The organism is Achromobacter sp. RTa (assembly GCF_000757485.1).
GTDB lineage: Bacteria > Pseudomonadota > Gammaproteobacteria > Burkholderiales > Burkholderiaceae_B > Achromobacter.
The window spans coordinates 994,414-1,020,758 of sequence record NZ_JPYO01000042.1 but is presented as its reverse complement, the minus strand read 5'-3'; the positions used below and the strand labels follow the sequence as shown (position 1 = coordinate 1,020,758).

Sequence of the window (26,345 nt, the reverse complement as noted above, 5' to 3'; positions counted from 1 at the left end):
CCTCGCGGATCCCTGACATGAGCCAAGCTACGCAGCCTTCCGTCCGCGATGCGGATTCGTTCGACTATGTGATCGTGGGGTCCGGCGCCGCCGGGTCCATCCTGGCCAACCGCCTGAGCGCGGACGGGTCCACGGTGTGCGTGCTGGAAGCCGGCCCGCCGGACAACAGCCCCTACCTGCACATCCCGGCCGGCTTCATCAAGGCGGTCTTCAACAAGAAGTACGCGTGGCAGTTCTCCAGCGAGGGCAGCGCGCAGACCAACGGGCGGCGCGTTCCCATCCCGCAGGGCCGCACGCTGGGCGGCTCCACCTCCATCAACGGCCTGGTCTACAACCGCGGCCAGGCGGCGGACTTCGACCACTGGGCGGCCCTGGGCAATACGGGCTGGTCCTATGACGAAGTGCTGCCGTACTTCAAGTCCATGGAGCGCCGCGCGGGCGGCGACGACCGCTACCGCGGCCGCAAGGGCGAACTGCCCGTCACGGACATCGACTGGATCCACCCGCTGTGCGAGGCGTTCATCGCCGGCGCGGTGGAGCAGGGCATACCCCGCAATCCAGACTACAACGGCGCCGAACAGGCGGGCGTGGGCTACTTCCAGCGCACCATCGACCGCGGCTGGCGCATGAGCACGGCCAAATGCTTCCTGAAGCCGGCCATGGCCCGCAAGAACCTGGAAGTGCGCACCTATGCGCAGGCTACGCGCATTCTGTTCGAGGGCGGCAAGGCTGTGGGCGTGGCGTACTGCCATCCCGCGCATCCGTCGCAGATCCGCGCCGTGCGCGCGCGCCGCGAGGTCATCGTGTCCTGCGGCGCCATCAATACGCCCAAGCTGCTGCAACTGTCGGGCCTGGGGCCGGCCGATCTGCTGCGCCAGCACAATATCGAGGTCGTGCGCGACCTGCCGGGCGTGGGCGAGAACCTGAGCGACCACTATTCCGTGCGCGTCGTGGCCAGGGTCAAGAACAGCCAGACCATGAACCAGCTGGTCAAGGGCCTGAGCCTGGCCGGCCAGATCAGCCGCTGGCTGATGAAGCGCCCCAGCATCATGGCCCTGAGCCCGTCGCTCCTGCACTACTTCTGGAAGTCCACCCCCGAACTGACGGCGCCGGATCTGCAAGGCGTGTTCACGCCGGCCAGTTACAAGGAAGGCTACGTGGGCATGCTGGATGACTTTCCAGGCATGACGGCCGGCGTTTGGCAGCATCGCCCGGAAAGCCGCGGCCAGGTGCGCATCCGCTCGGCGGATCCGTTGCAGGACCCCGTCATACTGGCGAACTACCTGGAGCACGAAGGCGACCAGCTGACCCTGGTGCGCGGCATCCGCCTGGCTCGCCAGCTGCTGCGCTCGCAGGCCCTGTCGCAGTACTTCGACAGCGAAGTTCTTCCCGGCCCGATGTGCGAATCCGATTCCGAACTGCTGGATTTCGCGCGCCGCTATGGCGTGTCGTCCTATCACGTCAACGGCACCGCCCGCATGGGGCAGGCCGGCGACAAGTACGCCGTGGTCGATCCGCAGCTGCGGGTGCACGGAATCCAGAACCTGCGCGTCATCGATTCGTCGGTGATGCCGGCCATGCCCTCGGCCAACATCTGCGCGGCCACCATGATGATCGGCAACAAGGCCGCCGACCTGATCAAGCAATCCTGAAAAACCAGTCAGCGGTCACCACAGTGATCCACAAGGAGACAACGTGAGCATCAAACACTTTCCCAAGACGATGAAGGCCCTGCTGCTGGCGGCGGCGCTTGCGGGCGCCAGCGGCGCCGCGCTGGCCGACGACATCAAGATCGGCTTCAACAGCGACATGTCGGCCACCGGCTCGGCGGACTTCGGAATTTCGGCGCTGGCCGGCGCGCGCCAGGCGGCCGACGAGCTGAACGCGGCCGGCGGCGTGCTGGGCAAGAAGGTCGTCATCGTCGAGCGCGACGACGTGGGAGCGCCGCCCAAGGCCATCCAGAACACCAATGAGCTGGTGGACAACATCAAGGTCAACGCCATGCTGGGCGGCGTGAACTCCGGCAACATGCTGGCCTGGCTGCACATCGTGCAGCAGAAGAAGATCCCGACGATCTCGCCCGTCGCTACCGCCACCGACATCACCGGCCGCTACGCCAAGTCGCCGGCGAACTACGTGTTCCGCGTTTCCATGCGCGACCGCGACCAGATCGCGCTGCTCGCCGCCTACGCCGCCCGCGCCAGCAAGACCGGCAAGATCGCCATCATCGCCGACACCACCGGCTACGGACAGCAGGGCGCGAAGGACGCGGTAGAGATCCTGGGCCTGCACAAGATCACGCCCGTGGCCAACGAGAAGTTCGGTCCCAAGGACACGGACATGTCGTCGCAGCTGAACAAGATCAAGAGCTCGGGCGCCGACACGCTTATCGTCTACGCGCTGGCGGATTCCAACGCGCACGTCATGCGCAGCCTGGAAAAGATCAACTACTTCCCGACCACGCTGGCCTCCTGGGCCAACCTGAGCTCGCCGTTCCTGCGCATCGCCGGGCCGGAGCTGGCCAAGAAGATGATCTTCACGGCGTCCATCACGGAAGACTCTTCGCCGGAATCCAAGGCGCTGTACGACACGCTGATGAAGCGGGACGGCCGCCTGCCGACCTATGTGATGGCCGCCCAGGCCTATGACTCGGTCAAGCTGATCGCCGCCGCCATGGAACAGGCCAAGTCGACCGACGGCGAGGCGGTGCAGGGCGCGCTGCAGAACCTGGCGCAGGCCAAGGGCGTGATCAAAACCTACGAGAAGCCGTTCTCGGCGCAGAACCACGAAGCGTTGTCGGTGAAGGACTTCCGCCTGGTGCGCTGGATCGACGGCAAGGTGGTGACGGTCGACGACGAATACACCCGCGCCATCACGCCGGACGACCTGAAGCTGTAAGCCGGCGGGCAAGCGCCAAGCATTGATAAGGATCTCTCCCCGGGGCGTCGCGGCGCTCCGGGGAGTCGTCAAAAGGGGGCATCCAGCATGCAAATACTACAAGCCATCTTGAGCGGATTGGCCATGGGCAGCGTCTACGCCCTGGTCGCGTTCGGGTTCAGCATTACCTACACCACGACCAAGACGTTCAACTTCGGGCAGGGCGCGTTCCTGGCGCTGGCCGGCCTGATCGGCATCAGCGCCATCCTGCTTGTCAGCCAGGGCAAGCTCATCGGCTTTCCCAGCCCCGAGGACGTCACCTGGGGCACATTCCTATTCGCCCTGCTGGCCGCCATGCTGGTATTGAGCCTGCTGGGCTACGTGCTCTATATCACCGCCATCCGCCACTTCGTCGGCGAAGCGGGGCTGTCCTGGGTCATGAGCACGATCGGCTTCGGCATCATCATCCAGAACCTGGCGCTCTTGATCTGGGGCCCCGCTCCCATCGCGCTGGCGTCGCCGCTGGGCGAGGGCATCATCACCATTTTCGGCACGGGCGTGCGGCCCCAGGAGATCCTGGTGTTCGGGACCACGCTGGCGCTGATGATCGTGTTCGACTGGGCGCTGCACAAGACCAAGATGGGCAAGGCCGTGCGCGCGGTGGCGTTCAGCAAGACCACCGCCAGCCTGATGGGCATCAACGCCAACGCCGTGGCGGTGGCGGTGTTCGCGATCAGTTCGGCGCTGGCCGCTATCGCCGGCGTGATGGTGGCGCCGATCGCGACCGCCTCCGTATTCGTGGGCACCCTGCTGTCGCTCAAGGCGTTCTCGGCCGCCATCCTCGGCGGTCTGGAGAATCCGCGCGGCTGCATTTTCGGCGGCTTCCTGATCGGCCTGCTGGAATCGCTGATCGGCCTCTGGTATTCGAACCTCCGCGAGATCGCGGTATTCGCGCTGATCATCGTCGTGCTGTATTTCCGCCCGGCCGGCATCCTCGGCCGCGTGCATGCGGAGAAAGTATGAAGCTCTCCAAGATTTTCATTCCCCTGGTCATCGCCGCGCTCGTGGTGGGCTTCGCCTATTCGGGCCTGAATGACTTCTATCTGCTGATCCTGTTCAACATCGGGGTCTATTACATCGCCGCGACCGGCTTCAACGTGCTGGTCGGGCAGACCGGCCAGAAGTCTCTCGGCCATGCGGGGCTGTTCGGCGTGGGCGCCTATACGGTGGCGCTGCTGACGGTGAACTACCAGGTCGATCCCTGGCTGGCGCTGGCCTGCGCTGCTGCCGTATCGGCAGTCTTCGGCGTCGCGATCGCGATCCCCGCGCTGAAGGTGAAGGGCCCCAGCCTGGCCATGGTGACGATCGCCTTCGGCCTGCTGATCGAGAAGATCGTGTCGGAATGGACCGACGTGTTCAAGGGCCAGGAAGGCTTCTACGGCATTACGGGGCTGACCTTCAACGGCGCCCCGCTGGACGGCCGCCAGTGGGTGGTCGTCGTGGTCGTGATCGGTCTTGCCCTGCACGCCATGACGTCGCTGTTGCTGAACGGCCGCTTCGGCCGCGGCTTCGCCGCCGTGCGCACCTCGGAGATCGCGGCCGAAAGCGTGGGCATCAGCGTCTACCGTTTCAAGATCCTGGCATTCGCCATCAGCGCCATTACCTGCGGCATCGCCGGCGGCCTGGTGGCGCAGCAGAACCAGTACATCAACTCCGACTTCGTGAACTTCAACCTGTCGGTGTTCTTCCTGGTGCTGGTGCTTTTCGGCGGCCGTACGCCGGGCGGCTCGTTCCTGGGCGCCGTGGTGCTGACCGTGCTCGACGCGATGCTGGCGCGCTGGCCGGAAGTGCAGCATTTCGCCTACGGCCTGATCCTGCTGTTCGCGTTGTACGCCATGCCGGAAGGGCTGGCTGGCCTGCTGGCCAAGGTACTGCCCAAGCGCGGCCTGCGCGCGGCCCTGGCCGCCGAGGCCGGCGCGGCTGATTGGAAACCGGCGCCTCCCGCCGCAGGCGGCGGACGCGGCGCGGGCGGTTTCCTGGAAGTGAAGGACCTGTACAAGGCCTTCGGCGGAGTCGTGCCGACCAACAAGGTGTCGTTCACGCTGGAGCGCGGGGCCGTCGTGTCGCTGATCGGGCCCAACGGCGCGGGCAAGACCACGACGCTGAACCTGCTGTCGGGGCTGGTGGTGCCGGATTCAGGCAGCATCCGCTTCAAGAACCGGCAGATGGTGGGCCTGTCGCCCAATGAGATCGCCGCCTCGGGCATCGGCCGCACGTTCCAGAACCTCAAGCTGTTCGACGGCCTGAGCGCGCTCGAGAACGTTATGGTCGGCTTCTACCGGGTGCAGAAATCCGGCTTTCTTTCCAACCTGCTGGGCCTGCCCGGCAGCCTCGCCGAAGAGCGCCGCATCCGCCGGCAGGCCTTCGGCATCCTGAAGTTCTTCGAACTGGACCGCTACGCGGACGACGCCGCCAACAGCCTGCCCTACGGGCTGCAGCGCCGGCTGGAAATTGCCCGCGCGGTGGCGGCCATGCCCGACCTGCTGCTGCTGGACGAGCCCGCAGCCGGCTTGAACCCGGCCGAAACGGACCAGCTCACCGAGCTGATCGTGAAGCTCAAGGACATGGGCCTGACCATCCTGCTGATCGAGCACCACATGGACCTGGTCATGGCGATTTCCGACCACATCGTTGTGCTGGACTACGGGGTGAAGATCGCCTCCGGCTTGCCGAACCACATCCAGGAGAACCCGAAAGTGATCGAGGCCTACCTGGGCGCGCCCGCATAGGAGACGGAAATGAGCCGATTACTGGACATCAAGAACCTGGCGGTCAGCTACGGCGCCGTCAACGCCCTGAAGCAGGTGTCGCTGCATGTGGACACGAATGAGATCGTGACCATCATCGGCGGCAACGGCGCGGGCAAGAGCACGATGATGCGCGCCTTGTCGGGCATCGAGAAATCCACGGGCGAGGTCGCGTTCGCCGGACAGGACCTGGGCGGCATCAGCGCGCACAAGCGCGTGGGGCTGGGCATCGCCCACGTCCCGGAGGGGCGCCAGGTGTTCCCGGACCAGACGGTCCACGACAACCTGATGCTGGGCGCGTTCCTGCGCAAGGAGTCCCCCGCCGAGCTGACCGCAGAGATCGAGAGCTGCTTCGCAATGTTCCCGCGGCTGAAGGAACGGCGGGACCAGTACGCGGGCACCTTGTCGGGCGGCGAACAGCAGATGCTGGCCATCTGCCGCGCCTTGATGAGCAAACCGCGCATCCTGATGCTGGACGAACCGTCACTGGGGCTGGCGCCGCTGATCGTGGCCGAGATCTTCAAGATCATCAAGTCGCTGAAGGAACGCGGCATGACGATCCTGCTGGTCGAGCAGATGGCCAATCAGGCGCTGGCCATCTCGGACCGCGCGTATGTCCTGGAAGTGGGCTCCATCGTGATGGAGGGCACGGGCCAGGAATTGTTGGCCAGCGAGCGCGTGCGCGAGGCCTATCTGGGAAAACACAAGAGCTGACGAGGCAATCATGTCATCCAAACCATTGAGCGGAATCCGAGTGCTGGAGCTGGGCCAGCTGATTGCCGGCCCGTTCGCCGCCAAGATGCTGGGCGAATTCGGCGCCGAGGTCATCAAGATCGAGCCGCCCGGCAAGGGCGATCCGCTGCGCAACTGGCGCCTGCTTCACGAAGGCACCTCCGTCTGGTGGCAGGTCCAGTCGCGCAACAAGAAGTCGGTCAGCCTGGACCTGCGCAAGCCGGAAGCGCAAGACCTGATCCGCGCCCTGGTCAAGGACATCGACGTGGTCGTCGAGAACTTCAAGCCCGGCACCATGGAAGGCTGGGGCCTGGGCTGGGAAGAACTGCGCGCCATCAATCCGCGCCTGGTGATGCTGCGCGTGTCGGGCTACGGCCAGACGGGCCCGTACCGCGACCTGCCCGGCTTCGGCGCCATCGGCGAGGCCATGGGCGGCCTGCGCCACCTGAGCGGCGAGCCCGGCCGCACGCCGGTGCGGGTGGGCATTTCCATAGGCGATTCGCTGTCGGCGCTGCATGGCGTCATCGGCATCCTGCTGGCGCTGCGCGCCCGCGACCAGAACGGCGCCGGCCAGATGATCGACGTGGCGCTGTACGAATCCGTGTTCAACATGATGGAGAGCCTGTTGCCGGAGTACGCCGTGTTCGGCGAGATCCGACAGCCGGCCGGCAGCAGCCTGCCCGGCATAGCGCCCAGCAATGCCTATCGCTGCCAGGACAACAAATACGTGCTCATCGCCGGCAACGGCGACAGCATTTTCAAGCGCCTGATGGGCGTGATCGGCCGGCCCGACCTCGCCGAGGCGCCGGAGCTGGCGAACAACGCGGGCCGCGTGAAGCACGTGGTCATGCTGGACGACGCCATTTCCGCATGGACGGGCCAGCATCCGCTGAACGTGGTGCTAGGCCGCCTGAACGACGGCCAGATCCCCGCGGGCAAGATCTACGACGTGGCCGATATCGCGGAGGACCCGCATTACCAGGCGCGCGGCATGATCCTGGACGGCGCGCTGCCCGATGGCACGCCGGTCAAGCTGCCCGGCATCGTGCCCAAGCTGTCGGAGACGCCTGGCGAGGTGCGCAGCGCCGCGCCCGCCCTGGGCCAGGACACCGACGAGGTGCTTGCCGGCATGGGCATCGGCGAGGCGCAGCGCGAGGATTGGCGCGCGCGCGGCATCATCTGAAGGAAAGGACCATGACCGAACCGAATACCGGCCGCAAGCGGCTGTACATCCAGGAAGTCGCGCCGCGCGACGGCTTCCAGAACGAAAAGCAGTTCATCGAGACCCAGGACAAGATCGACTTCATCAATCAGCTGTCCCGCAGCGGGTTCGCCAAGATCGAGGCCACGTCGTTCACGTCGCCCAAGGCGATCCCCGCGCTGCGCGACGCCGAGATCGTGATGCACGAGATCGAGCGCAATCCGGACGTCGTCTACACGGTGCTGGTGCCCAACGTGCGCGGCGCGCAGCGGGCGCTGGAGTGCAAGGTGGACGAGGTCAACCTGGTGATGTCCGTCAGCGAGACGCACAACCGCGCCAACCTGCGCATGACGCGGGAACAGTCCTTCGAGCAGCTGAGCGACGTGGTCAGCGCGGTGCGCGGCAGCCGCGTCGCCGTGAACGTGTCCTTGTCCACGGTGTTCGGCTGCCCCATGGAAGGCGATATCAACGCGTTCGAGGTGTTCGAGCTGGTGGGGCGCTTCGCCGCGCTGGGCGTGGACGGCGTGACCTTGTGCGACACCACGGGCATGGCCTATCCGACGCAGGTGGAGAAGATCGGAAGCGAAGTCCGCAGGCTGTTCCCGGGCCTGGAGACCACCATGCATTTCCACAATACGCGGGGCATGGCGCTGGCCAATACGCTGTCGGCGATCGCCGCGGGCATCGACCGTTTCGACGCGTCGCTGGGGGGACTGGGCGGCTGCCCCTATGCGCCTGGCGCGAGCGGTAATGTGTGCACCGAAGACCTGGTGCATATGCTCGAACTGATGGGCTACGACACCGGCGTGGATCTCCCGGGCATCCTGGGCGTGTCCGCCACGCTGCCCGGGCTGGTGGGCCACGACATCCCCAGCCAGATCCTCAAGGCCGGCCCGCGCCTGACCTTGCATCCCGCGCCCGACTTCGGCGCTTGAGGGCGGGCGGCGGCTCCGGCGGTTGTGCTATTTTCCTGGCATGCCGCCCGGTCCGGAGCCCGCCATGCTGAAGTTCGCCGCCAACCTTTCGATGATGTACCCGGAACACGCGTTCCTGGACCGCTACGCGGCCGCCGCGGCGGACGGGTTCGCGGGCGTGGAATGCATGTTTCCTTACGAGGCTCCGGCCGCCTTCGTGCGCGAACGCATGGACGCGGCGGGCGTCGTGCAGGTGCTCTTCAACGCGCCGCCGGGCGTGGCCGCCCGCGGCGACCGCGGCCTGGCCGCACAGCCCGGCCGCCAGGATGAATTCCAGGCTGGAATCGAACAGGCGCTTTCCTACGCCACGGTGCTGGCTTGCCCGAACGTCCACGTGATGGCGGGCCTGGTCCCGGACGGCGCGTCGCGCGAAGCCATGCTGGACTGCTATCGCGAGAACCTGGACTGGGCCGCGCGCCAGGCGCGCTCCGCAGGGGTCACCTTGCTGATCGAACCCATCAATACGCGCGACATCCCCGGCTATTTCCTGAACCGCCAGGACGAGGCGCACGCTGTCGTGCAGGCGGTCAACGCGCCCAATCTGAAAGTGCAGATGGATCTCTACCACTGCCAGATCGTCGAAGGCGACGTCACCACGAAGCTGCGCCAGTACCTGCCTACCGGACGGGTCGGCCACCTGCAGATCGCCGGGGTTCCGCAGCGCCAGGAGCCGGACCGCGGCGAACTCGAGTACGGCTGGGTGTTCGGCGTGCTGCGCGAATTGCTGTATGACGGCTGGATCGGCTGCGAGTACCGCCCGGCGGGCAGCACCTCGGCCGGCTTGCGCTGGCTCGCGGCGGCCCGCGCCTGAGCGCGGCGCCGATGCCACGGTTTCGCTTTCCCCTGGTTTTCCCGTGTTCTCCACGCGGCCCAAAAATAATTAATATGTTAAGTAAATAGGAACGCAAGGAGACGCGACATGTTCAAAGGCATCATGCAATGCGTCCTGCTGGCGGCGGCGCTGGCAGGCGTTTCGGCTGTTCCGGGCCAGGCCCGGGCAGCCGGATACCCCGACCGTCCGATCCGGTGGCTGGTTCCGTTCAGCGCGGGCGGAGGCAGCGACATCGCGACCCGCATCGTCGCCAAGCACGTGGGCGACGCCCTGGGGCAGTCGGTGGTGGTCGAGAACCGCCCTGGCGCTGCCACGATCGTCGCCGCCCAGGAAACCGCCCGGGCAGCGCCGGACGGCTACACGGTGCTGACGGCGGGGATGAGCACGCTGGCGCTGAATCCCTGGCTGTACGGCAAACTGCCCTACGATCCGCAAAAGGACCTGACCCCGGTTTCCACGCTGGTGGCGCTGCCCATCGTGCTGGTCGTGGCGCCCGGTTCCTCCATGCATAGCCTGGCGGACGTGAAGGCCTACCTGAAACGCGAGCAGCCGGCCAGCTATGCCTCTCTCGGCGTGGGCAGCCCGCATCATCTTGCGATGGAATTGTTCCTGGATACCATCCATGGCCGGGCCACGGCCATTCCCTACAAGGGCACGCCGCCCGCCTTGCAGGACGTCGCGTCGGGCGTGGTGCCGATGATGATGGCGGACCTGGCCGCGGCGCGTCCGCTGATCCAGGCGGGCAAGCTGCGCGCGATCGCCGTGCCTGCCGCGCAGCGATCGCAGCAACTTCCGGATGTGCCCACCTTCGCCGAGGCGGGTGGCCCGGCGTTCGAGGCCGCTGCGTGGCAGGGCGTGGTCGCGCCGGCGGGCACGCCTGCCGAAGTGGTCGAGAAGCTGAGCCACGCCATTGTCCAGGCGCTGCGTTCGCCGGACGTGGCGAAGCAGCTGAGCCTGCAGGGAATGGAACCCACCGGCAGTTCGCCGCAGGCATTCGCGGGCTACGCGCGCGAGGAGTACGAACGTTGGGGAGCGGTGATCCGCAGCAAGCGGATTTCCGCGGAGTGATTGCGTGCGTAACAGCCGCCGCAAGGTGTAACCGACGCATTCTCGCCGACGGCGCGGGCGTACGATAAAGCCATGTCGACTCTGTCTGGCCAGGGCCTGCGCGAGTGTTGTTCAGCGCGCGCCCTGGGCGAGGAGCATGTCATGTCTCTGATCGTAGCAGCCCGATTCGAGGGCTTCGAAGCGGCCCAGGCCGCGGCCCAGCGCCTGATCTCCAGCGGTTTTCCCGACTGGGACGTCAATATCTTCTATGTGAATCCGGCCGGCGAGCATGGCCGCTATCCATGGGGCGGCGACCGCCGTTCCGACCCGGACTCGGGCCGCGCCGACATGGGCGCCTTTCTGGGCGCTGGCGGCATGGGGGCGGGATTTGCCGTATTCGGCGGTTTCGTGATGTCGGAAGTGAGCGATTCCACGCCGCTGATCCTGGCGGCGGCGGGGGTGGGCGCCTACCTGGGCTCGCTCTTCGGGGCCCTTTGGGTGACCGGCCACGGCAGCACGCTGCATGGCCACTTCAATCCCGATTCGCATGCCGAGATCCGGCAGGCCGGCGTCATGGTTGCCGTGCGCACGCGCCCGCAAAGGGAAATGCTGGCGTGCCGCATCCTGCGGGACAACGGCGGCGCGGACGTCGAGCACGCCAACGGCCGTTGGCGCAACAACCACTGGGAAGACTTCGACCCCCTGGCGCCGCCGCAGCGTGAGGTGGGATTCGGCTGAGGCCCGCCAGGCCTGAGCAAGGGGGCTACGCCCGCGTTCAGTCAGGCGCGGGCGTGGGGGCGGTGTTCTGCCGCCGGGCAGTGGCCGCGCAGCCGGCCGACGCGACGACGATCCCGCAGATGGCCAGCCATTGCGTCTTGTCCAGGTGCTCGTTCAACACGATCACGCCGGCCAGCGCGCCCATGGCGGGCTCCATGCTGAGCAGCACGCCGAAGGTCTTCTGCGGCAGGCGCCGCAGCGCCACCATTTCCAGCGAGTAGGGCAAGGCGCTGGACAACACGCCCACCGCGATGCCGGCCAGGATCAGGGTCGGGTCCAGCAGCGCCGTGCCCGCGTGCGCCGCGCCGATGGGCAGCGCCACCAGCGTCGCAGCGGTCAGCCCCAGCGAGGTGGCCTGTCCGCCATGCACATTGCCGGCCATCTTGCCGAAGATGATGTAGAGCGCCCAACACACCGCCGCGCCTAGCGCAAAGGCGATGCCGACCGGATCCAGGTCGTGCACCGATTGCCCCGTCGGAATCAGCAGCACCAGGCCGGCGACGGCGCAGCCGATCCAGACGAAGTCGATGGCGCGCCGCGACAGCGCGACCGCCAGGGTCAGCGGGCCGATGAATTCGATGGCGATGGCCACGCCCAGCGGCAGCGTGCGCAGCGCCATGTAGAAAAGCAGGTTCATGCAGGCCAGCGTTACCCCGTACAGCGCGATCTTGGCCGCGGCCCGGCGCGTGAGCGGAAAACGCCACGGGCGCCAGATCGCCACCAGGATCAGCGCGCCGATGGCGATGCGGTAGGCGGTCGTGCCCTGGGCGCCCACCATGGGGAACAGCGACTTCGCGAACGAGGTGCCCACGCACAGCGAGGCCATCGCACCGATCAGCGACAGGACGGGGAGCAGGGTGGAGGAAGACGCGTTGCGTCCGGTGTTCAGGATTGCGGCGGTCATGGCGATGGTGGAAAAGCGGGATACGTATGGAACGGCGGCCGGCTCAGGTCGCCAGATGCTCGGCGGTGGAGTAGAGCACATACAGCGCCAGGCCGAGCATGACGGCGCCCAGCAGGCCTTGCTGCATGCGCAGGAACCACGGATTGCGGCCCACCCACCCGCGGATGCGCGAAGCGCCGTAGGCGAAGCAGCTGCCGTAGGGCAGGCTCAGTACTTTCATCGTGATGCCCAGCACCAGCATCTGGATCCAGACCGGCCCGTTGGCGGGGGTGGTGAACTGCGGCAGGAACGCGATCATGAATAGCAGGACTTTGGGGTTCAGCAGATTCGTCGTGAATCCCTGCCAGAACGCGTCGCGCGCGTCGCCTGGACGCGCGGCCAGCGACACGTCGGCCGAATGCGCGCAGCGGATGATGGCCTTGATGCCCAGATAGCCCAGGTACAGGCCTCCCGCGGCCTTGATGCCCATGAACAGGGAGGGGAAGGCCTGCAGCACCGAGGCCAGCCCCAGCACAACCGCCGGCACCTGGATGAATCCGGCGGCCACGTTGCCCAGCACGCTGTGGAAGGCCGGCCGGAAGCCCTGCGTCATGCCCCGGGAAAGGGTCAGCGCCATGTCGGGGCCGGGCGTGAGCTTGAGCGCCGCGTCGGCGGCGAGAAATAGCAGGAAAAGCTGGAGTGACGGCATGATACGGGGGAGGCGGCCCGCCCGCGGCGCGGACAGAGGGTTCCTAGTGTAAGCAAGCCGGCCGATTTATTCCTGCATCCCGCAGGGGCGGAATGAAGTTTCCCGTCAAAATGGGGCCGGATTCCGGCATGGCCGGGCTTAGAATCTACCGGCGGCCCTCTTCCGGCCAGTTTCCTGCCGTTCCGAGACCCATATGGAACTAGACGATTTCGACCTCCAGATCCTGCAAAGCATGCAGGAAGACAACCAGCGCACCAGCCAGGAAGTCGCGCAGCGCGTGAACCTGTCGCCGGTGTCCTGCCTGCGCCGCATGAAGCGGCTGCGCGAGTCCAAGGTGGTGCTGGGCGACGTATCCGTGGTCGACCCCGCCGCGGTGGGCCGGGGCATCATGATGGTCGTGCTGGTGACTCTGGAAAGCGAGCGCGCCGACAAGCTGGACAGCTTCAAGCGCGCGATGCAAGCGGCGCCCGAAGTCATGCAGTGCCTGTCGGTCACCGGCGAGGTCGATTTCGTGCTGACCCTGACCATGCGGGATATGGAGGAATACGAGGCGTTCGCCCAGCGCAATTTCTGGGGCAATCCCAACGTCAAGCGCTTTTCCACGTTGATCGTGATGAACCGGGCGAAGCACGGGTTGGGGGTGCCGGTGGCTACATCGGCTTGAGTCCCAGTTCCTGGATCATTTCCCGGTACTTGGCGATCTGGGCCGCCGCGTAGGCGTCGGCATCCTGCTGGCTCATGGGTTGCAGCAGCAGGCGGCCCTCGGCCTCCATCCGTTGGCGCAGGTCGGGCTGTTCCAGGGCGTAGCCTACCGCGCGATGCAAAGCAGCCACCTCCGCTGTCGGAGTGTCTTGGCGCACGTAGTAGCCGCCGGCGATCGTATAGACAAAGCCGGGAATCGTCTTGCTTTGGGAAATCAGCGGTATCCGGGAAAGCGGGGCGGGCAGCTTGTCGGAGAAGCTGGTCAGGATCTTCAACTGTTGCTGTGCCGCCATTCCTTCCATTGCCTGTTGATACGGCAGGACGGCGAAGTCGACCTGGCGCCCGATCAGATCCTGCAGCGCCGGTGCGCCGCCGCGATAGGGAACGTGCAGGAACTCCGCGCCCACGCGCCGCCCCAGGTACTCGGTCATGATGTGATACAGGGAGCCCACGCCGACGCTGGCGAAGGTAAGCGGGCGGGCGCCAGGCCGCTTGGCGTAGGCGATGAATTCATCGACGTCCGACACCGGCAGGTCGGCACGCGCCAACAGCACGATGGTCGCTTCGCTGATGGGCTGGGTCAGGCGGAAATCCTCGGGCTTGTAATGAGCCGCCGCGTTCAGGAACGGGCTGAGAATGACCTCGTTGGGCGATCCATGCAGGAAGGTATAGCCGTCGGGCGGGCTGCTCAGGACCCGGCGCGCGCCCAGCATGCCGGCCCCGCCGCCCACGTTCTCCACCACGACTTGCTGCTTGAGCGCATTGGCGATGTGCGCGCCGAACTGCCGCGCCGAGGCATCGCTGGCGCCGCCGGCCGGGTATGGGACGATAAGGCTCAGCGGCTTCCTGGACGGGTAGTCCACGGCATGCGCCAACGGTACTGCGGCGAATACCGCGAGGAAAAGGGTGGCCGCCCGGGCCGGTAGATTCCAACGCATGCTGCATCTCCCTTGTCATGTCTGTTTGAAGGCAGCCGGCCGTCGCGCCGGACTGTGCCGAGCAGTCTAGGCAGTGGCGTTTACCGGCATCAATGACGGACTGGGGATCGGATCAATGTGAAATCTGCAACGATGGGCGGGGCCGGCGCCGGAGCGCGCGGCTCAGGCACCGAGGGATTCCAGAGTGGGAAACGTCTTCAGGATATGAAGCAGCATGCTGGCGGTAGCGGGCGGCAGATGGCGCCCCGCCAGGCTGATGACATGGGTGCGGCTGTTGTTCAGGATGGGATTCGCCAGGGGCAGTGAAACCATCTGACGGAATTGCGGGCCCTTCAGCGGCATCGACAGCGGATTCACGACATAGCCCAGTCCCTGGCTCGCGAATTCCCACAGGATCTTGAAGGAATTGGTCAGCAGCGCGGGCCGCAGCCTGACGTTCTCGTCCAGCTCCGCCGCCTGGATGTGCTGGCGCACGCCGAACGATTCATCCATCGCGGCCCAGCCGTGAGGAGCGAGGTCCGATAGCCGCAAGGCCCGGCGGGTGCGCGCCAGCGGATGGTCCTTGTGGACATGTACGCGCATCGGCGCGGCGCGCGAATAGTGCGAACGCAGCCGCACATCGTTCGGCGGCTGGAAGATCAGCGCGATTTGCGCGCGTTCTTCGACGATGTAACGCACGGTTTCATTGGTGCCGGCCACATGGATGCTGTAGGTGATGTCGGGATGCTTGCGCACGAACGAAAGTAGGACGGGTTCCAGCAGCATGTCCACGAAGCCCTCGCCCAGCGCCAGTTCGACGTGGCCCCGCGCGGCGCTCTTCAGGTCGTTGACCTCGGCGTAGAAGGATTCGTTCAGGTTCTGTTGACGCCGGGCGAACAGGGCCACCAGCCGCCCGGCATCCGTGGGCACGACTCCCCGGCCGCGGCGTTCCAGCAAGGTCAGCCCGGTGTCCGCTTCCAGCCGGGCGACGGCTCGGCTTATCGCGGATGGGTCGGTCTGGAGGACGTCGGCAGCGGCGCGCAATGAGCCTGTCTCGATCACTTGCAGCAGACATTGAGTCCGCTTGAATTCCAGCACGTTGTCCATCGTTGCGTATCCTCGTCGCGGTTTCGGCGCTTGCCTGGGGCGCCGGCAAGCGAACGTTGCAAAAATCGCATCGATAAGGCGTGATTGTTGCTATCGAGTTTGTACCCGTGCTTGTCTATAGTCGGAAGCCGTATTTCCCCGAAGGCCCCGTTTATGGAGACATCGCCTCATGGCCATCACCGCATCCCCCATCGGCACTGAATTGCTGCGCAAAATGCGCGACTGGCGCCGCGATATTCACGCGCATCCGGAAACGGCATTCTGCGAATTCCGTACCTCCGATCTGGTCGCCCGGGAACTGGCGGAGGTGGGGGCGGTGGTGCATCGTGGGCTCGGCGGCACGGGTGTGGTAGGGACGCTGGCGCGGGGTGACGGGCCGGTGATCGGCCTGCGCGCCGATATGGACGCGCTGGACATGCAGGAGTTGGGCGAGGCGACGCATCGTTCGACGATTGCCGGGAAAATGCACGGATGCGGCCACGACGGCCACACCGCCATGCTGTTGGGCGCGGCGCATCACTTGGCCGGCGACACGGGCTGGCGGGGCACCTTGCACTTCATTTTCCAGCCCGCGGAAGAGCACGCGGGCGGCGGCCTGGCGATGGTGCGGGACGGTCTGTTCGAAAAATTCCCCTGCGACGCCGTATATGCGCTGCACAACTCGCCCAATCTGCCGTTCGGAGTGGTATCCACGCGGGTGGGTACCGTCATGGCCAACTGCGATACCTACGAGATCACCGTGACCGGCAAGGGGTGCCATGCCGCGCAGCCCGAACACGGCATCGACCCCATCGTGGCGGCGGCGCAGGTGGTGAGCGCGATGCAGACCATCGTCAGCCGGAACGTGAAGGCCACCGATGCACTGGTGCTGAGCATTACGCAGATCCATGCGGGCGACACCTGGAATGTCGTGCCCAACAGCGTGCAGTTGCGGGGCAGTTGTCGCACGCTGACCGCCGCAACGCGTGACCTGGCTGAGCGCCGGCTGCGCGAGGTGTGCGCGGGCGTGGCCACGACGTCGGGCGCCGCGATCGGGGTGGAGTATTTTCGCGGCTATCCGGCTTGCGTCAATACGGAGGCCGAAGTGCGATTGGCCGCCCGCGCCGCGACGCGGGTGGTGGGGGCGGCCCAGGTGGATACGTCCTGCGTGCCGCGCATGGGGTCGGAAGACTTCGCCTACATGCTGGAACAGCGGCCGGGCGCTTATGTGTTCGTGGGAGCCGCCCGCGCGGGCGACAACCCGCCTGTGCATAACCCGTACTACGATTTCAACGACGACATTCTGCCGTTGGGCGCTCGCTATTGGGTCGAGCTTGTGAGAGAAGCCATGCCTGCGTGAGCGGCACCCATTCTGCCCCGGGGGCGGGCCGAGGGCGCGGCCGGTTCGGCGCGATGACGGTATCCGCCGGAACGCGGCGCCGGGTCGCGACATCCAACCCCATATGCAAGCGGTGTTTCGCGCCATTCCGGCGCGCCGGTTCGCCTGCATCCGTTGTTTGGGGGGATGAAATGAAAGCGATTCAGAAAACATGGTTCTGCGCCCTGGTCCTGGCCTGCTCCAGCGCGTTCGCGCACGGCAACGGCCCGACGGATCCGCAGATCGCGGCTATCGTCGTGGTGGCCAACCAGGTGGACATCGACGCAGGCAAGCTGGCGGAGCAGAAGTCGCGCACCAAGGATGTCCAGGAGTTCGCCAAACTGATGGTGACCGACCATACGGCCGTGAACCAGTCCGCGGGCGATCTTGTCAAGAAGCTCAAGGTCAAGCCCGAGGCGAATCCGACCAGCGAGAGTCTGCGGCAAGGCGGCGACAAGAACCTGGCCACGCTCAAGGGGCTGAGCGGAGCGGCGTTCGACAAGGCTTACGTCGACCACGAGGTGGCCTATCACGAGTCGGTGATCGAGGCGCTGGACAAGACCCTGATTCCGAGCGCGCACAACGCCGAGCTGAAGGCGCTGCTGGTCAAGGTGCGGCCGGCCTTCATCGCGCACCTGGAACATGCCAAGCAGCTGCAGAAGAGGCTCGCAGGTGGGTAGGCCGGCCTTGCCCGCGGCGTGGCGGCGCGCCGGCGCCGCCCTGCTGTGCGCGGGCCTGGCCCTGGCCGGCGCGCCGGCGCGCGCCGCGGACGACCCACCGGCGGGGAAGGCGGCCGGACATATCGTGGTCATCGAGGGTATGCAGTTCAGCCCGGCCACGCTGACCGTCCGTCGCGGCGACACCGTTACGTGGGTAAACAAGGACCTGGTGCCCCACACCGCCACCGCGGTTTCCCGGGCCTTCGATTCCGGGACTATCGCGGCCGGCGCGTCGTGGACCTACACTGTCGGAGAGGCAGGCAGCATCGCATATACCTGCCTGTTCCATCCGACCATGCAGGGAACCCTGGTTGCGCAGTGACGAGGCGGAGGTGGGGCATATGACGACAGTGGCGGAGCCGGCGGCCATGCTGGCCGAAGAGAATGACCTGGCGCTCGCGCGCCGCATCGCGGCGGGCGAGGAAGCCGCGTTCGAGTTGATGATGCGCCGCCACAACCGGCGGCTCTACCGCCTGGCGCGCGCGACCCTGCGCAACGACGCCGATGCCGAAGACGCCCTGCAGGAGGCGTATCTGGCGGCGTACCGGTCCATCGTCCGGTTCCGGGGCGAGTCCTCGCTTTTCACTTGGTTGTCGCGGCTGGTGCTGAACGAGTGTTTCGGCCGGCTCCGCAAGCACGAGCGCCGCGAGGCGCTGTGCCCCATGGGCGGAAATCTAGAGGACGAGGCTGACGCGATGACCATCAACGACTTCGATCCGCCGTACCACGCCGCGGCCCGCTCGCAGCTTCGCGCCTTGCTGGAGGCGCGGCTGGACGCCTTGCCGGTCGCCTTCCGGACGGTGTTCGTGCTGCGCTCCGTCGAAGAATTGTCCGTGGAGGAAACGGCGGATTGCCTGGGCATTCCCGAGGCCACGGTGCGCAGCCGCCATTTCCGCGCCAACGCGATGCTGCGAGAATCCCTGTCGCGCGATATCGACGTGACGGAAAAGAGCCTGTTCGAGTTCGACGGCGACGATTGCGACCGGCTGGTGGCGACCACGCTGGCGCGCTTGAAGAGGGCAGGGGCCTGATCGGCGGGGCCAAACGGCGCTACCGGGACTTGGCGTACTCCGACACAATGCGCCGGGCCCGCTGCGCCGCATCCGGGACATTGAATTCAAGCAGCGTATAGATGCGCCCCGTCCCATCGACGGAGGAATAGGCGCTGGCTCCCGAAAGCCTTTCGCTTTCTTGCTTGATGTAAACCGCGTAGCCGTCGCGGCCGAGGTAGTCGGGACGGTTCTTGTAGCGCGCTTCAAAAAAATCCAATGCTGCGGGCCGTCCGGCCGGGACACCGCCCGCCGAGGTTGCGCGATAGTCCGTGAACAGTATTTTGGGACGATCCGGGCGCCCGTTCTCGGCGGCCGACAGCGACTCGCAGTCGATCGCCATCAGAACGACCGTCACGCCGCGATTCGGCTGGGGCTTGAACGTGTCGTAGATCCGCTGCTGATAGCCCGGTTTGTTGGGCCGGAGTTCGCAGAGCCCGGCGGGGAGCGAGCCGGCGATGGCGTGGCACGATGCGGCGGCCAGGCCGGCGCCGGACAGCAGGTTCAGGAGCGTTCGAGCGGCAGTCATAGGTTCCCGGGCCATCGTGTAAATATCGCATCCTGCTCCAGCGCCCGCGCGCGCCAGGCATTGAGCAGTTCGGCCAGGGCTTCGTGGGTGAGCCCGTAGGTTTCGGCCAGGCTGGAATTGCGGCCGACGAAGCGCCGGTTGAGCCCTGCGGCGCCTGCGCGGTCGACCGCGGCGTCGTCGAAAACGATCAGCTTGGGCACGTTGCGGCTGATGCTGACCACGGCGAACTCGCTGGTGTCTTGCCAGCGTATCGTCTTGCTGCTCCAGGCCAGCCTTGTTTCGAAACCGTTGCGGCTCAGGCGCAGGAAGATGTCGTCTTTCGCGGCACGAACGATCAGCATGGCAGCGGCGAACAGTGAAAGCACGGCGCCCGGCCAGAGGATCAACTGCTTCAGCAGCGGCAGCGGTTCGTGGAGCAGCATCCACAGCAGCACGCCGCCGAAGACCGCCGACAGCAGCGAAAACACCCACAGTTTCAACGCCGCGGCCTTGAGCCGCACAGGGCCGGGATACCGCGCCAGCAGCGCCGCCGCGGAATGCGCTTCGCGCTGGAGCAGGCCCGGCCATATCTGCAGGACGGCAACCGCGGCGCACAGGCCGAAAAACAGCGTAACGGGAATCCCCGCCTCGGCGCCGTCCAGGATCATCCCCGTGCCCAGGAAAACAAACACGAGACCGATGGCCAGGCAGGCATAGGCGAGCAAATTCGTTCGCTTGCGGCCGGGCGCGTGATCAGAGGCGCGGGAAGTCGGGGGTGAACTCATGGATATACAGTGTAGCCGCGCGGCCCGCAAGCGCCGGCCGTCAAGGCTTGTGCCGGGCCAGCACTTCGTCGCGCGGCCCCGCATCCACCACGCGCCCGGCCTCCATCACCACGATCGTGTCAAAGCGGTTGAGCAGGCTGGGCCGGTGCACCGAGGCCACGATGCAAGCCGAGGGAAACGCGGCATACATGCGATCGAACACCCGGCCTTCGGCTTGCGGATCCAGCGCGCTGGTCGGTTCATCCAGCAGGAGCAAGGAGCTTCCTTGCGCCGCCAGCGCCCCGCGCGACAGGGCCAGGCGTTGCCGTTGCCCGCCGGAGAGATTGCTGCCTCGTTCGTTTACCGGGCTGGCCAGGCCTCCAGGCATGCGTTGCAGCACTTCGTCGAACACGCCGGTATGCACGGCCGCCTGCAGCGCGGCGGCATCGGCGGGTTCGCCGAAGGTCAGGTTCTCTTGCACGCTGGCTTCGAAAACTTCCGCCTCTTGCGGAATCAGGGTGGCCAGCGTGCGCAGTTCGGCCCAGTCCACTGGAGCGCCATCACGCAGCAGTTCGCCCTGCTGCGGCGGATAGAGCCCGGCGAGCGTGCGCAGCAGCGTGCTCTTGCCGCCGCCGCTGGCGCCGATCAGGGCGACGCGGGAGCCGCGGCGCAATACCAGGTCGACGCCATGCAGGCCGCCGCGGCCTTCATCCGAATAGCGCCAGGTGGCGCCGCGCAGCTCCAGGGTCTGCCATGGCGCGTCGGGCTGCACCGCGGGCACAGCGGCCGCGGGGTCGCCTGGAGCCTGCCAGATGGGTTCGGCGCTGCTGTAATCCGTGTGCATGCGCGAGAAGCTCTGGAAGTTGGAGGCAATGGCGCTGACTACCGAAGCGGCCTGCTGGGCATATTGGTAGATCATGAAGATGGTCCCCAGCAGCAAGGCCTGGCCAGGCTCGCGGTGCCGCAGCACGTATTCCACGACGAGTATCCAGGTGAGGCACATGCCCGCCAGGTCCACCACGCACCACTTGACTTCGTTGACCCACAGGGCGCGACGCAAGGGCTTCATGACCGTTTCCAGGCGGCGGCCCAGGATCTTGCGCGAGGCGGCTTGCAGCCGCAGGCCGACCACCGTGCCGGCATTGCTGACGAAATCGAGCAACGCCGCGACATAGCGGCGTTCCTGGTCGTTCTCGGAGCGCGCCAGCCGCATCAGCGCCAGGTCGAAACGCAGCGTGACGAGGGCGATGACCAGGTAGCCGCTCACGGCTACGATGCCGCTGACGTGCGACAGCAGGGTCAGCGCCACCAGCGGGCCGATGAAGTTCAAGGCGCTGTGCAGATATCCGTACATGCCCCGGGCAAACGCCGACAGCGCGCGGCTGGATTGCAGCACGCGGTGCTGCAGGTCGCCGGAATGGCGGCCGTCGCGCCAGGTCAGCGGGGCGGCGGCGATACGGGCGTAGAGATCGTCGGCCAGCCGTTCGCGGACATGCACGCCCACATTGCCCTCCAGGACGCGTCCCGGGCCGTGGAACACCCAGGACATCATGTAGCTGCCGACCAGGAACAGGATCCACAGGCCGGCCGTGGACATGTCGTTCTGCTGCAGGGCGTTGATGGCATGGGAGGCCAGCCAGGGCAAGGTCAGCTTTACCAGCTGCGCGCCCGACAGCAGGGCGACGGCGCCCATCAGTTGCCGGCGCGCGCCCTCGGCGTAATGCCATAGCGCGCGATACAGCGCGAGCGCGGCGCGGCCCATGCCGATGGAGGAAGACGGGGAAGACGAATGGGGCTTCATCGGATAGAGGAGAGAGTAAGGTGGGGCAAGCCACTGCCAATGCTATCCGACTGCGCCCTCGCGCCCCAAAACAAAAGGCCCCGCGAAAGGCGGGGCCAAATGCTTGAATCTACTGGTGGCCTGGGGCGGAATCGAACCACCGACACAAGGATTTTCAATCCTCTGCTCTACCGACTGAGCTACCAGGCCAACGAAGTCCGCAACTATACACAAAATCCGCCTCAAGCGGGGGCGGCGGGATCCGGGGGCGCGGCGCGCCGGCGAGCCTGTTCGAGCGAGGCGCCCGCGTCCTCGGAGATGCTGCGCAGGTGCAGGTCCCTTTGCGGGTAGGGGATTTCAATGCCTGCCTGGGTCAGCGCCTGGTACATCCGCGACAGCAGCTCGCTGCGGATGACCATCCACCGGTCGAAGTCGGGCGTCCAGGCGCGCAGGCTGAAGTCCAGCGTGCTTTGGCCGAAGCCCATGAAGAGCGCCAGCGGCGCGGGCTCCAGGGAGACGCCCGACGTCTTTCGGGCGGCCTCGGTGAGCAGCGCGATAGCGGTCGCGGGGTCCGTGCCGTAGGCCAGGCCGATGTTGATCTCGATGCGGCGGTTGCGGTCGAGCATCGTCCCGTTGGTCAGTTTTTTCGACAGCAGCGTGCCGTTGGGCACCACCACGTCGGCGCCTTCGAAGGTCCGGATGCGGGTGGCGCGCATGCCGATTTCGCGGACCTGCCCGGAGGTGTCGCCGATGTCCACGGCGTCGCCGGGCTGGATCGGGCGCTCGAACATCAGGATCAGCCCCGAGACGAAGTTGTTGACCACATTCTGCAGGCCGAAGCCTATGCCCACGCCCAGGGCCCCGAGCACGATGGCCAGCTGGCTGGTCTTGACGCCCGCGGCGGACAGGGCCACCGCCAGGCCCAGCAGCAGCACCGAGTAATAGGTGAGCGAGGCGATGCTGTTGCCCACGCCGCGCGGCAGCGGCATGCGCGCCAGCACTTCGTCGTGCAGCACGAGGCGGATCGCCCGCGCGGCCCAGAATGCGACCAATACGGAGATCGCGAACACCAGGATATTGCCCAGGCTGATGGTGATGTCCCCGATCGCCAGTGTGTACGACAGTACTTTCGTCGTGATGGCGTAGGTGGCGCGCAGGATCCGGAAGCGGTCCATGGCGTATATCGTCCATCCCACGACCGCGCTGGCCATCACCAGGCGGATCAGCAGTTGCACCAGGGGCGGGGCGTGTTCGCGCGCGAGGCGGAAGCGCGACACGCCCGGTCGGGCCAGCATCAGTTGCAACAGGGTGACGATGATGGTGACGCCGGCGTAGAGCATCAGGCCGAAGTAGCCGCTACTGATGACCGCGCTGGTCAGCATTTCGGCCATCGACAGGTTGCCGACCAGGTTGGCGACGCCGGCCAGGGCCAGCAACGCCACCGCGCCCCAGGCGCTGGCGCGCAGTATCCGGTGCAGGCGGCCGGGAGCCTGGGCGTCGCCGCGGCGCTTGGCGCGGGCCAGCAGCCAAAGCACGGTGGCGAGGGCGAGGAGGGTGATGACGAGATTGTGCAGCCGGTACAGTGCTTCGCTGGCAAGGAAGAAGATGCCCAGCCGTTCCGCCAGGTAAAGGCCCGTGATCGCATAGGGCCACAGGTCGAGCGGCACGCGCGTGGTCGGCGGCAGCAGGCGCAGCACGGGCACGACCGCCAGCAGCAGGGCGATCTGCAGCACGATCAGGGGCGCGTCGGATTCCAGCAGTTGCACGCCCATCATGGCCAGCAACAGCCATGCGGACAGCGGGCGCCCCAGCACCCGCGCGGCCGTCTCGCTCATTTCGCCTGCCCGGATCGCATGGCGGCTGTGCCAGGCCAGCCAGAGCAGCAGCGGCAGCAGCACGACCTGCAGCACGTGCAAGGCGCGCTGGTTGCCGGTATCGGCGGCGGCATACTGGCGGGCGAAGCGGAGTTCCATCTCCAGGCCTGCGCGGAGATAGGCCACGGCATCGCCGCGGGCGGTGGGCGCGAAGGTGGCGGCCCACAGCGGCGGCCCGTCCAGTTCGAGCAGGCGGGAGTCGATGTAGTCGATGGCGTCGGCCACCGCCCGCCGCCCGGCCTGGATGCGCTCTTCGACGGCATTGGCGCGCTGGCCCAGCGCGATCTGCCGGCCCAGCGGCACGGACAAGGCTTGTTCGGCACGGACCAGCTGGGCGATGACGGAGTCGATCCGGCCAGTCAGGGCAGGCGGCAGATCGGCGGCGCCAGGGGCGTTCTTGAGGGCTTGCCATGCGTCGCGGCGGCGAGCCAGTTCGGCGGCATCGCTGGCGTAGGCGGCAGTCGCCTGCCGCATATCCTCTTGCCAGTCCGCGAAACGGCGCGCGTCGAACGCCCAGTGCCTTTCCAGGCTTTCCAGCCGCATGATGGGCAGGGTGCGCAATTGGGGTGGCTGGAATTGCTGGAGCTTTTCGTCGATGGATCGCGAAATCGCTTCCAGGCGCGGCGCGAGCGCGTCGGCCGGATCCGCTTCGGAGATGCGCTCCATGACGCCTTCGGCGTAGCGGTGGTCGGTATCCGCGCGCAGCGGGATTTCCGCTACCAGGATCGCCTGTGCCTGCGCGATGGGCGAGGCGGGGTGGGCGGCCGGCGCCATAGCGGCAGCCTGCCCGAACGCGGGGCCGGGCAGGCCGGCCAGCAGCAGTGCAATCATGGCGAAAAGCGCTTTTGCCGTTGCTTGGGCGCGCATGTCGCGACTCCGGTGGATGGATGCGGCTGGCAGGTGCTGCGGGGATGGTGCTACGGGGATGGCGTCTTACGATATCGCGGAAAGCGCGAGGCAGGAAAGGGGCGCTTGCGGCCGCCCGTATCCGGCACGAATATGGAAGGATGGAAGGCGAATGTGAAAAGCCCCAGCGCTCTTGCGAGCGCTGGGGCTTTGTATTCTGGTGGCCTGGGGCGGAATCGAACCACCGACACAAGGATTTTCAATCCTCTGCTCTACCGACTGAGCTACCAGGCCAACGAAGTCCGCAACTATACACAATTTTCGAGGCTTGTGCCAGCCGGGCGCAAAAAAACCGGAGATTCTTGGCCAGGGCCGATGCAAGTGTTGGCTGGAGGGGACGAAAGGGCGGCTCGAGGCCCCAGCTGGGCGAGGAGGTGGCCTGGGGATAACCCGGAGGAGTATAATCATTAGCGGTCTGCCGCTACGGGTATCCCGTGGCGCGGTTGTAGTTGGTGGCAGTTCTTAACGCTTACGCGCGGATGGCCTTGCCGTCCCTTCCTCATGTCGGTAGCTGTCCTTGCCTTCGGTCTGAATCACACGTCCGCGCCGGTTTCGGTCCGCGAACGCGTGTCCATGCCCGTCGATCTGGTGAAGCCCGCGCTGGAAGGCCTGCGTTCGGCGTTCGGCGGTTCCGTGCGCGAAGCCGCGATCCTGTCCACCTGTAACCGGACCGAGATCTATTGCGCGGCCGACGGCCACGTGGCGGATCAGCTGCCCGCCTGGCTGGCCGAACACAACCGCCTGGACGCCGGCACGCTGCGCCCGCACCTGTACCGCCATCACCAGGACGACGCCGTGCGCCATGCTTTCCGCGTGGCCAGCGGCCTGGACTCCATGGTGCTGGGCGAAACCCAGATCGTGGGTCAGATGAAGGACGCCGTGCGCGCCGCCGGCGAAGCCGGGTCGCTCGGCACCTTGCTGCACCAGATGTTCCAGCGCACCTTCTCGGTGGCCAAGGAAGTGCGGTCGCAGACCGCCATCGGCGCGCAGTCGGTATCCATGGCCGCCGCCGCCGTCCGCCTGGCCGAGCGCGTGTTCGGCAACCTGGACCAGGCCCGCACGCTGTTCATCGGCGCGGGCGAAATGATCGAGTTGTGCGCCACGCACTTCGCCGCGCAGCGTCCGCGCAGCATGGTGGTCGCCAACCGCACGGCCGAGCGCGCCGAGATCCTGGCCAACCGTTTCTCGGCCAGCACGATGAAACTGTCCGACCTGACGGACCGCCTGTCCGAGTTCGACGTCATCGTTTCCTGTACGGCAAGCTCCTTGCCCATCCTCGGCCTGGGGATGGTTGAGCGGGCCACGCGCCTGCGCCGCCACCGCCCGATGGTCATGATCGATCTGGCCGTGCCGCGCGACATCGAGCCCGAAGTCGGCCGCCTGGACGACGTCTACCTGTACTCGGTGGATGACCTGGGCCGCCTGGTGCAAACCGGCACTGATGCCCGCCGCGCGGCCGTGGTGCAGGCCGAAGCCATCATCGAAACCCGCGTCCAGGGCTTCATGCACTGGATGCAGTCCCGCGAAGTGGTTCCCGTCATCCGCGACCTGCACCAGGCCGCCGAAGACGTCCGCAGCGCCGAGCTGGAGCGCGCCCGCAAGCTGCTGGCGCGGGGCGAATCGCCCGAAGCCGTGCTCGAACAGCTTGCCCATGGCCTGACGCAGAAATACCTGCACGGCCCGCTGGCGGCCCTGAACCGCAGCGAAGGCGACGACCGCAAGCAGCTGCTTGCCTGGATGCCGCGCCTGTTCCCCGGCCGCGACTCCCGCCGTTAGCGACGCTGTCCCACGTCCCGCCCTCTCTGGCGGGCGTTCGCTTTTTG

The 26,345-nt window shown here is 66.6% G+C and carries 24 protein-coding genes and 2 tRNA genes; 16 read left to right on the top strand and 10 right to left on the bottom strand.

The window, feature by feature from the left end; all coding sequences use genetic code 11:
* The first annotated feature begins 17 nt into the window (after positions 1 to 17).
* From JL37_RS22175 to JL37_RS22130, 10 genes are all read left to right on the top strand, one after another.
* A complete protein-coding gene (locus JL37_RS22175; protein WP_052097517.1) occupies positions 18 to 1,652 on the top strand; it encodes a GMC family oxidoreductase in 1,635 nt (544 codons plus the stop codon).
* A gap of 43 nt (positions 1,653 to 1,695) precedes the next feature.
* Positions 1,696 to 2,898: an ABC transporter substrate-binding protein gene (locus JL37_RS22170; RefSeq protein ID WP_156124356.1), complete on the top strand. Its 1,203-nt coding sequence runs from the start codon at positions 1,696 to 1,698 to the stop codon at positions 2,896 to 2,898.
* Positions 2,899 to 2,985: 87 nt separating this feature from the next.
* Entirely contained in the window at positions 2,986 to 3,900 is a 915-nt protein-coding gene (locus tag JL37_RS22165) for a branched-chain amino acid ABC transporter permease (protein WP_081955149.1), read from the top strand.
* Entirely contained in the window at positions 3,897 to 5,666 is a 1,770-nt protein-coding gene (locus tag JL37_RS22160; protein ID WP_043546772.1) for an ATP-binding cassette domain-containing protein, read from the top strand. The genes JL37_RS22165 and JL37_RS22160 overlap by 4 nt, the downstream gene beginning before the upstream one ends.
* Before the next feature lie 9 nt (positions 5,667 to 5,675).
* Positions 5,676 to 6,398, top strand: a complete 723-nt coding sequence (locus JL37_RS22155; protein WP_043546771.1) for an ABC transporter ATP-binding protein — start codon at positions 5,676 to 5,678, stop codon at positions 6,396 to 6,398.
* Positions 6,399 to 6,408: 10 nt separating this feature from the next.
* Entirely contained in the window at positions 6,409 to 7,599 is a 1,191-nt protein-coding gene (locus JL37_RS22150) for a CaiB/BaiF CoA-transferase family protein (protein ID WP_043546769.1), read from the top strand.
* Positions 7,600 to 7,610: 11 nt separating this feature from the next.
* A complete protein-coding gene (locus tag JL37_RS22145; RefSeq protein ID WP_043546767.1) occupies positions 7,611 to 8,552 on the top strand; it encodes a hydroxymethylglutaryl-CoA lyase in 942 nt (313 codons plus the stop codon).
* 64 nt (positions 8,553 to 8,616) lie between these two features.
* Positions 8,617 to 9,402, top strand: coding sequence for a 2-oxo-tetronate isomerase (gene otnI / locus JL37_RS22140; protein ID WP_043546764.1), 786 nt, complete (start codon positions 8,617 to 8,619; stop codon positions 9,400 to 9,402).
* Positions 9,403 to 9,510: 108 nt separating this feature from the next.
* Positions 9,511 to 10,491: a tripartite tricarboxylate transporter substrate binding protein gene (locus tag JL37_RS22135; RefSeq protein WP_043546762.1), complete on the top strand. Its 981-nt coding sequence runs from the start codon at positions 9,511 to 9,513 to the stop codon at positions 10,489 to 10,491.
* A gap of 141 nt (positions 10,492 to 10,632) precedes the next feature.
* Positions 10,633 to 11,208, top strand: a complete 576-nt coding sequence (locus JL37_RS22130) for a hypothetical protein (RefSeq protein ID WP_043546760.1) — start codon at positions 10,633 to 10,635, stop codon at positions 11,206 to 11,208.
* Between the two features lie 37 nt (positions 11,209 to 11,245).
* On the opposite strand, the gene JL37_RS22125 is transcribed toward JL37_RS22130, so the two are convergent.
* Together JL37_RS22125 and JL37_RS22120 are read right to left on the bottom strand one after the other, a co-directional pair.
* Positions 11,246 to 12,151, bottom strand: a complete 906-nt coding sequence (locus JL37_RS22125; protein ID WP_052097515.1) for a DMT family transporter — start codon at positions 12,149 to 12,151, stop codon at positions 11,246 to 11,248.
* 43 nt (positions 12,152 to 12,194) lie between these two features.
* Positions 12,195 to 12,839 (bottom strand): LysE family translocator, encoded by a 645-nt coding sequence (locus JL37_RS22120; RefSeq protein WP_081955148.1) that lies wholly within the window; start codon positions 12,837 to 12,839, stop codon positions 12,195 to 12,197.
* Positions 12,840 to 13,032: 193 nt separating this feature from the next.
* On the opposite strand from JL37_RS22120, the gene JL37_RS22115 reads away from it, so the two are divergent.
* Positions 13,033 to 13,503: an Lrp/AsnC family transcriptional regulator gene (locus JL37_RS22115; RefSeq protein WP_043546757.1), complete on the top strand. Its 471-nt coding sequence runs from the start codon at positions 13,033 to 13,035 to the stop codon at positions 13,501 to 13,503.
* On the opposite strand, the gene JL37_RS22110 is transcribed toward JL37_RS22115, so the two are convergent.
* Both JL37_RS22110 and JL37_RS22105 read right to left on the bottom strand, forming a co-directional pair.
* Positions 13,490 to 14,479: a tripartite tricarboxylate transporter substrate binding protein gene (locus tag JL37_RS22110; RefSeq protein WP_043546755.1), complete on the bottom strand. Its 990-nt coding sequence runs from the start codon at positions 14,477 to 14,479 to the stop codon at positions 13,490 to 13,492. The two genes, JL37_RS22115 and JL37_RS22110, sit on opposite strands and share 14 nt — an antisense overlap.
* A 162-nt stretch (positions 14,480 to 14,641) precedes the next feature.
* Positions 14,642 to 15,565, bottom strand: coding sequence for a LysR family transcriptional regulator (locus JL37_RS22105; RefSeq protein ID WP_043546754.1), 924 nt, complete (start codon positions 15,563 to 15,565; stop codon positions 14,642 to 14,644).
* 169 nt (positions 15,566 to 15,734) lie between these two features.
* Between JL37_RS22105 and JL37_RS22100 the strand changes: the two genes are divergently transcribed.
* The 4 genes from JL37_RS22100 (at position 15,735) to JL37_RS22085 (ending at position 18,672) form a co-directional block, all read left to right on the top strand.
* The gene (locus JL37_RS22100) at positions 15,735 to 16,904 is read left to right on the top strand and encodes a M20 aminoacylase family protein (RefSeq protein ID WP_043546753.1); all 1,170 of its coding nucleotides are present in this window, start codon (positions 15,735 to 15,737) and stop codon (positions 16,902 to 16,904) included.
* 170 nt (positions 16,905 to 17,074) lie between these two features.
* Entirely contained in the window at positions 17,075 to 17,602 is a 528-nt protein-coding gene (locus tag JL37_RS22095; RefSeq protein ID WP_043546752.1) for a DUF4142 domain-containing protein, read from the top strand.
* Positions 17,595 to 17,963 (top strand): cupredoxin family copper-binding protein, encoded by a 369-nt coding sequence (locus JL37_RS30580; protein WP_231570409.1) that lies wholly within the window; start codon positions 17,595 to 17,597, stop codon positions 17,961 to 17,963. The genes JL37_RS22095 and JL37_RS30580 overlap by 8 nt, the downstream gene beginning before the upstream one ends.
* A gap of 19 nt (positions 17,964 to 17,982) precedes the next feature.
* Positions 17,983 to 18,672 (top strand): RNA polymerase sigma factor, encoded by a 690-nt coding sequence (locus JL37_RS22085; protein WP_043546748.1) that lies wholly within the window; start codon positions 17,983 to 17,985, stop codon positions 18,670 to 18,672.
* A 19-nt stretch (positions 18,673 to 18,691) separates the two neighbouring features.
* On the opposite strand, the gene JL37_RS22080 is transcribed toward JL37_RS22085, so the two are convergent.
* From JL37_RS22080 to JL37_RS22055, 6 genes are all read right to left on the bottom strand, one after another.
* Positions 18,692 to 19,219, bottom strand: coding sequence for a hypothetical protein (locus JL37_RS22080; protein ID WP_043546747.1), 528 nt, complete (start codon positions 19,217 to 19,219; stop codon positions 18,692 to 18,694).
* The gene (locus tag JL37_RS22075; RefSeq protein WP_052097510.1) at positions 19,216 to 19,923 is read right to left on the bottom strand and encodes a hypothetical protein; all 708 of its coding nucleotides are present in this window, start codon (positions 19,921 to 19,923) and stop codon (positions 19,216 to 19,218) included. The genes JL37_RS22080 and JL37_RS22075 overlap by 4 nt, the downstream gene beginning before the upstream one ends.
* Positions 19,924 to 20,023: 100 nt before the next feature.
* Positions 20,024 to 21,763, bottom strand: coding sequence for an ABC transporter ATP-binding protein (locus tag JL37_RS22070; protein ID WP_231570408.1), 1,740 nt, complete (start codon positions 21,761 to 21,763; stop codon positions 20,024 to 20,026).
* A 113-nt stretch (positions 21,764 to 21,876) separates the two neighbouring features.
* A tRNA-Phe gene (locus JL37_RS22065) sits at positions 21,877 to 21,952 on the bottom strand.
* Between the two features lie 32 nt (positions 21,953 to 21,984).
* Entirely contained in the window at positions 21,985 to 24,483 is a 2,499-nt protein-coding gene (locus tag JL37_RS22060; RefSeq protein ID WP_043546745.1) for a mechanosensitive ion channel domain-containing protein, read from the bottom strand.
* 197 nt (positions 24,484 to 24,680) lie between these two features.
* Positions 24,681 to 24,756: transfer RNA gene (locus JL37_RS22055), tRNA-Phe, on the bottom strand.
* A 267-nt stretch (positions 24,757 to 25,023) separates the two neighbouring features.
* Here JL37_RS22055 and hemA point away from each other — a divergent pair.
* On the top strand, positions 25,024 to 26,298 hold the full coding sequence (hemA, locus tag JL37_RS22050; RefSeq protein ID WP_043546744.1) for a glutamyl-tRNA reductase: 1,275 nt from the start codon (positions 25,024 to 25,026) through the stop codon (positions 26,296 to 26,298).
* The last annotated feature ends 47 nt before the right edge of the window (positions 26,299 to 26,345 follow it).

Excerpts from the sequence above, each read along its gene's own strand:
- JL37_RS22175 (WP_052097517.1), top strand. The coding sequence starts at position 18 with ATGAGCCAAGCTACGCAGCCTTCCGTCCGCGATGCGGATTCGTTCGAC.
- JL37_RS22165 (WP_081955149.1), top strand. The coding sequence starts at position 2,986 with ATGCAAATACTACAAGCCATCTTGAGCGGATTGGCCATGGGCAGCGTC.
- JL37_RS22160 (WP_043546772.1), top strand. The coding sequence starts at position 3,897 with ATGAAGCTCTCCAAGATTTTCATTCCCCTGGTCATCGCCGCGCTCGTG.
- JL37_RS22155 (WP_043546771.1), top strand. The coding sequence starts at position 5,676 with ATGAGCCGATTACTGGACATCAAGAACCTGGCGGTCAGCTACGGCGCC.
- JL37_RS22150 (WP_043546769.1), top strand. The coding sequence starts at position 6,409 with ATGTCATCCAAACCATTGAGCGGAATCCGAGTGCTGGAGCTGGGCCAG.
- JL37_RS22145 (WP_043546767.1), top strand. The coding sequence starts at position 7,611 with ATGACCGAACCGAATACCGGCCGCAAGCGGCTGTACATCCAGGAAGTC.
- otnI (WP_043546764.1), top strand. The coding sequence starts at position 8,617 with ATGCTGAAGTTCGCCGCCAACCTTTCGATGATGTACCCGGAACACGCG.
- JL37_RS22135 (WP_043546762.1), top strand. The coding sequence starts at position 9,511 with ATGTTCAAAGGCATCATGCAATGCGTCCTGCTGGCGGCGGCGCTGGCA.
- JL37_RS22130 (WP_043546760.1), top strand. The coding sequence starts at position 10,633 with ATGTCTCTGATCGTAGCAGCCCGATTCGAGGGCTTCGAAGCGGCCCAG.
- JL37_RS22125 (WP_052097515.1), bottom strand. The coding sequence starts at position 12,151 with ATGACCGCCGCAATCCTGAACACCGGACGCAACGCGTCTTCCTCCACC.
- JL37_RS22120 (WP_081955148.1), bottom strand. The coding sequence starts at position 12,839 with ATGCCGTCACTCCAGCTTTTCCTGCTATTTCTCGCCGCCGACGCGGCG.
- JL37_RS22115 (WP_043546757.1), top strand. The coding sequence starts at position 13,033 with ATGGAACTAGACGATTTCGACCTCCAGATCCTGCAAAGCATGCAGGAA.
- JL37_RS22110 (WP_043546755.1), bottom strand. The coding sequence starts at position 14,479 with ATGCGTTGGAATCTACCGGCCCGGGCGGCCACCCTTTTCCTCGCGGTA.
- JL37_RS22105 (WP_043546754.1), bottom strand. The coding sequence starts at position 15,565 with ATGGACAACGTGCTGGAATTCAAGCGGACTCAATGTCTGCTGCAAGTG.
- JL37_RS22100 (WP_043546753.1), top strand. The coding sequence starts at position 15,735 with ATGGCCATCACCGCATCCCCCATCGGCACTGAATTGCTGCGCAAAATG.
- JL37_RS22095 (WP_043546752.1), top strand. The coding sequence starts at position 17,075 with ATGAAAGCGATTCAGAAAACATGGTTCTGCGCCCTGGTCCTGGCCTGC.
- JL37_RS22085 (WP_043546748.1), top strand. The coding sequence starts at position 17,983 with ATGACGACAGTGGCGGAGCCGGCGGCCATGCTGGCCGAAGAGAATGAC.
- JL37_RS22080 (WP_043546747.1), bottom strand. The coding sequence starts at position 19,219 with ATGACTGCCGCTCGAACGCTCCTGAACCTGCTGTCCGGCGCCGGCCTG.
- JL37_RS22070 (WP_231570408.1), bottom strand. The coding sequence starts at position 21,763 with ATGAAGCCCCATTCGTCTTCCCCGTCTTCCTCCATCGGCATGGGCCGC.
- JL37_RS22060 (WP_043546745.1), bottom strand. The coding sequence starts at position 24,483 with ATGCGCGCCCAAGCAACGGCAAAAGCGCTTTTCGCCATGATTGCACTG.
- hemA (WP_043546744.1), top strand. The coding sequence starts at position 25,024 with ATGTCGGTAGCTGTCCTTGCCTTCGGTCTGAATCACACGTCCGCGCCG.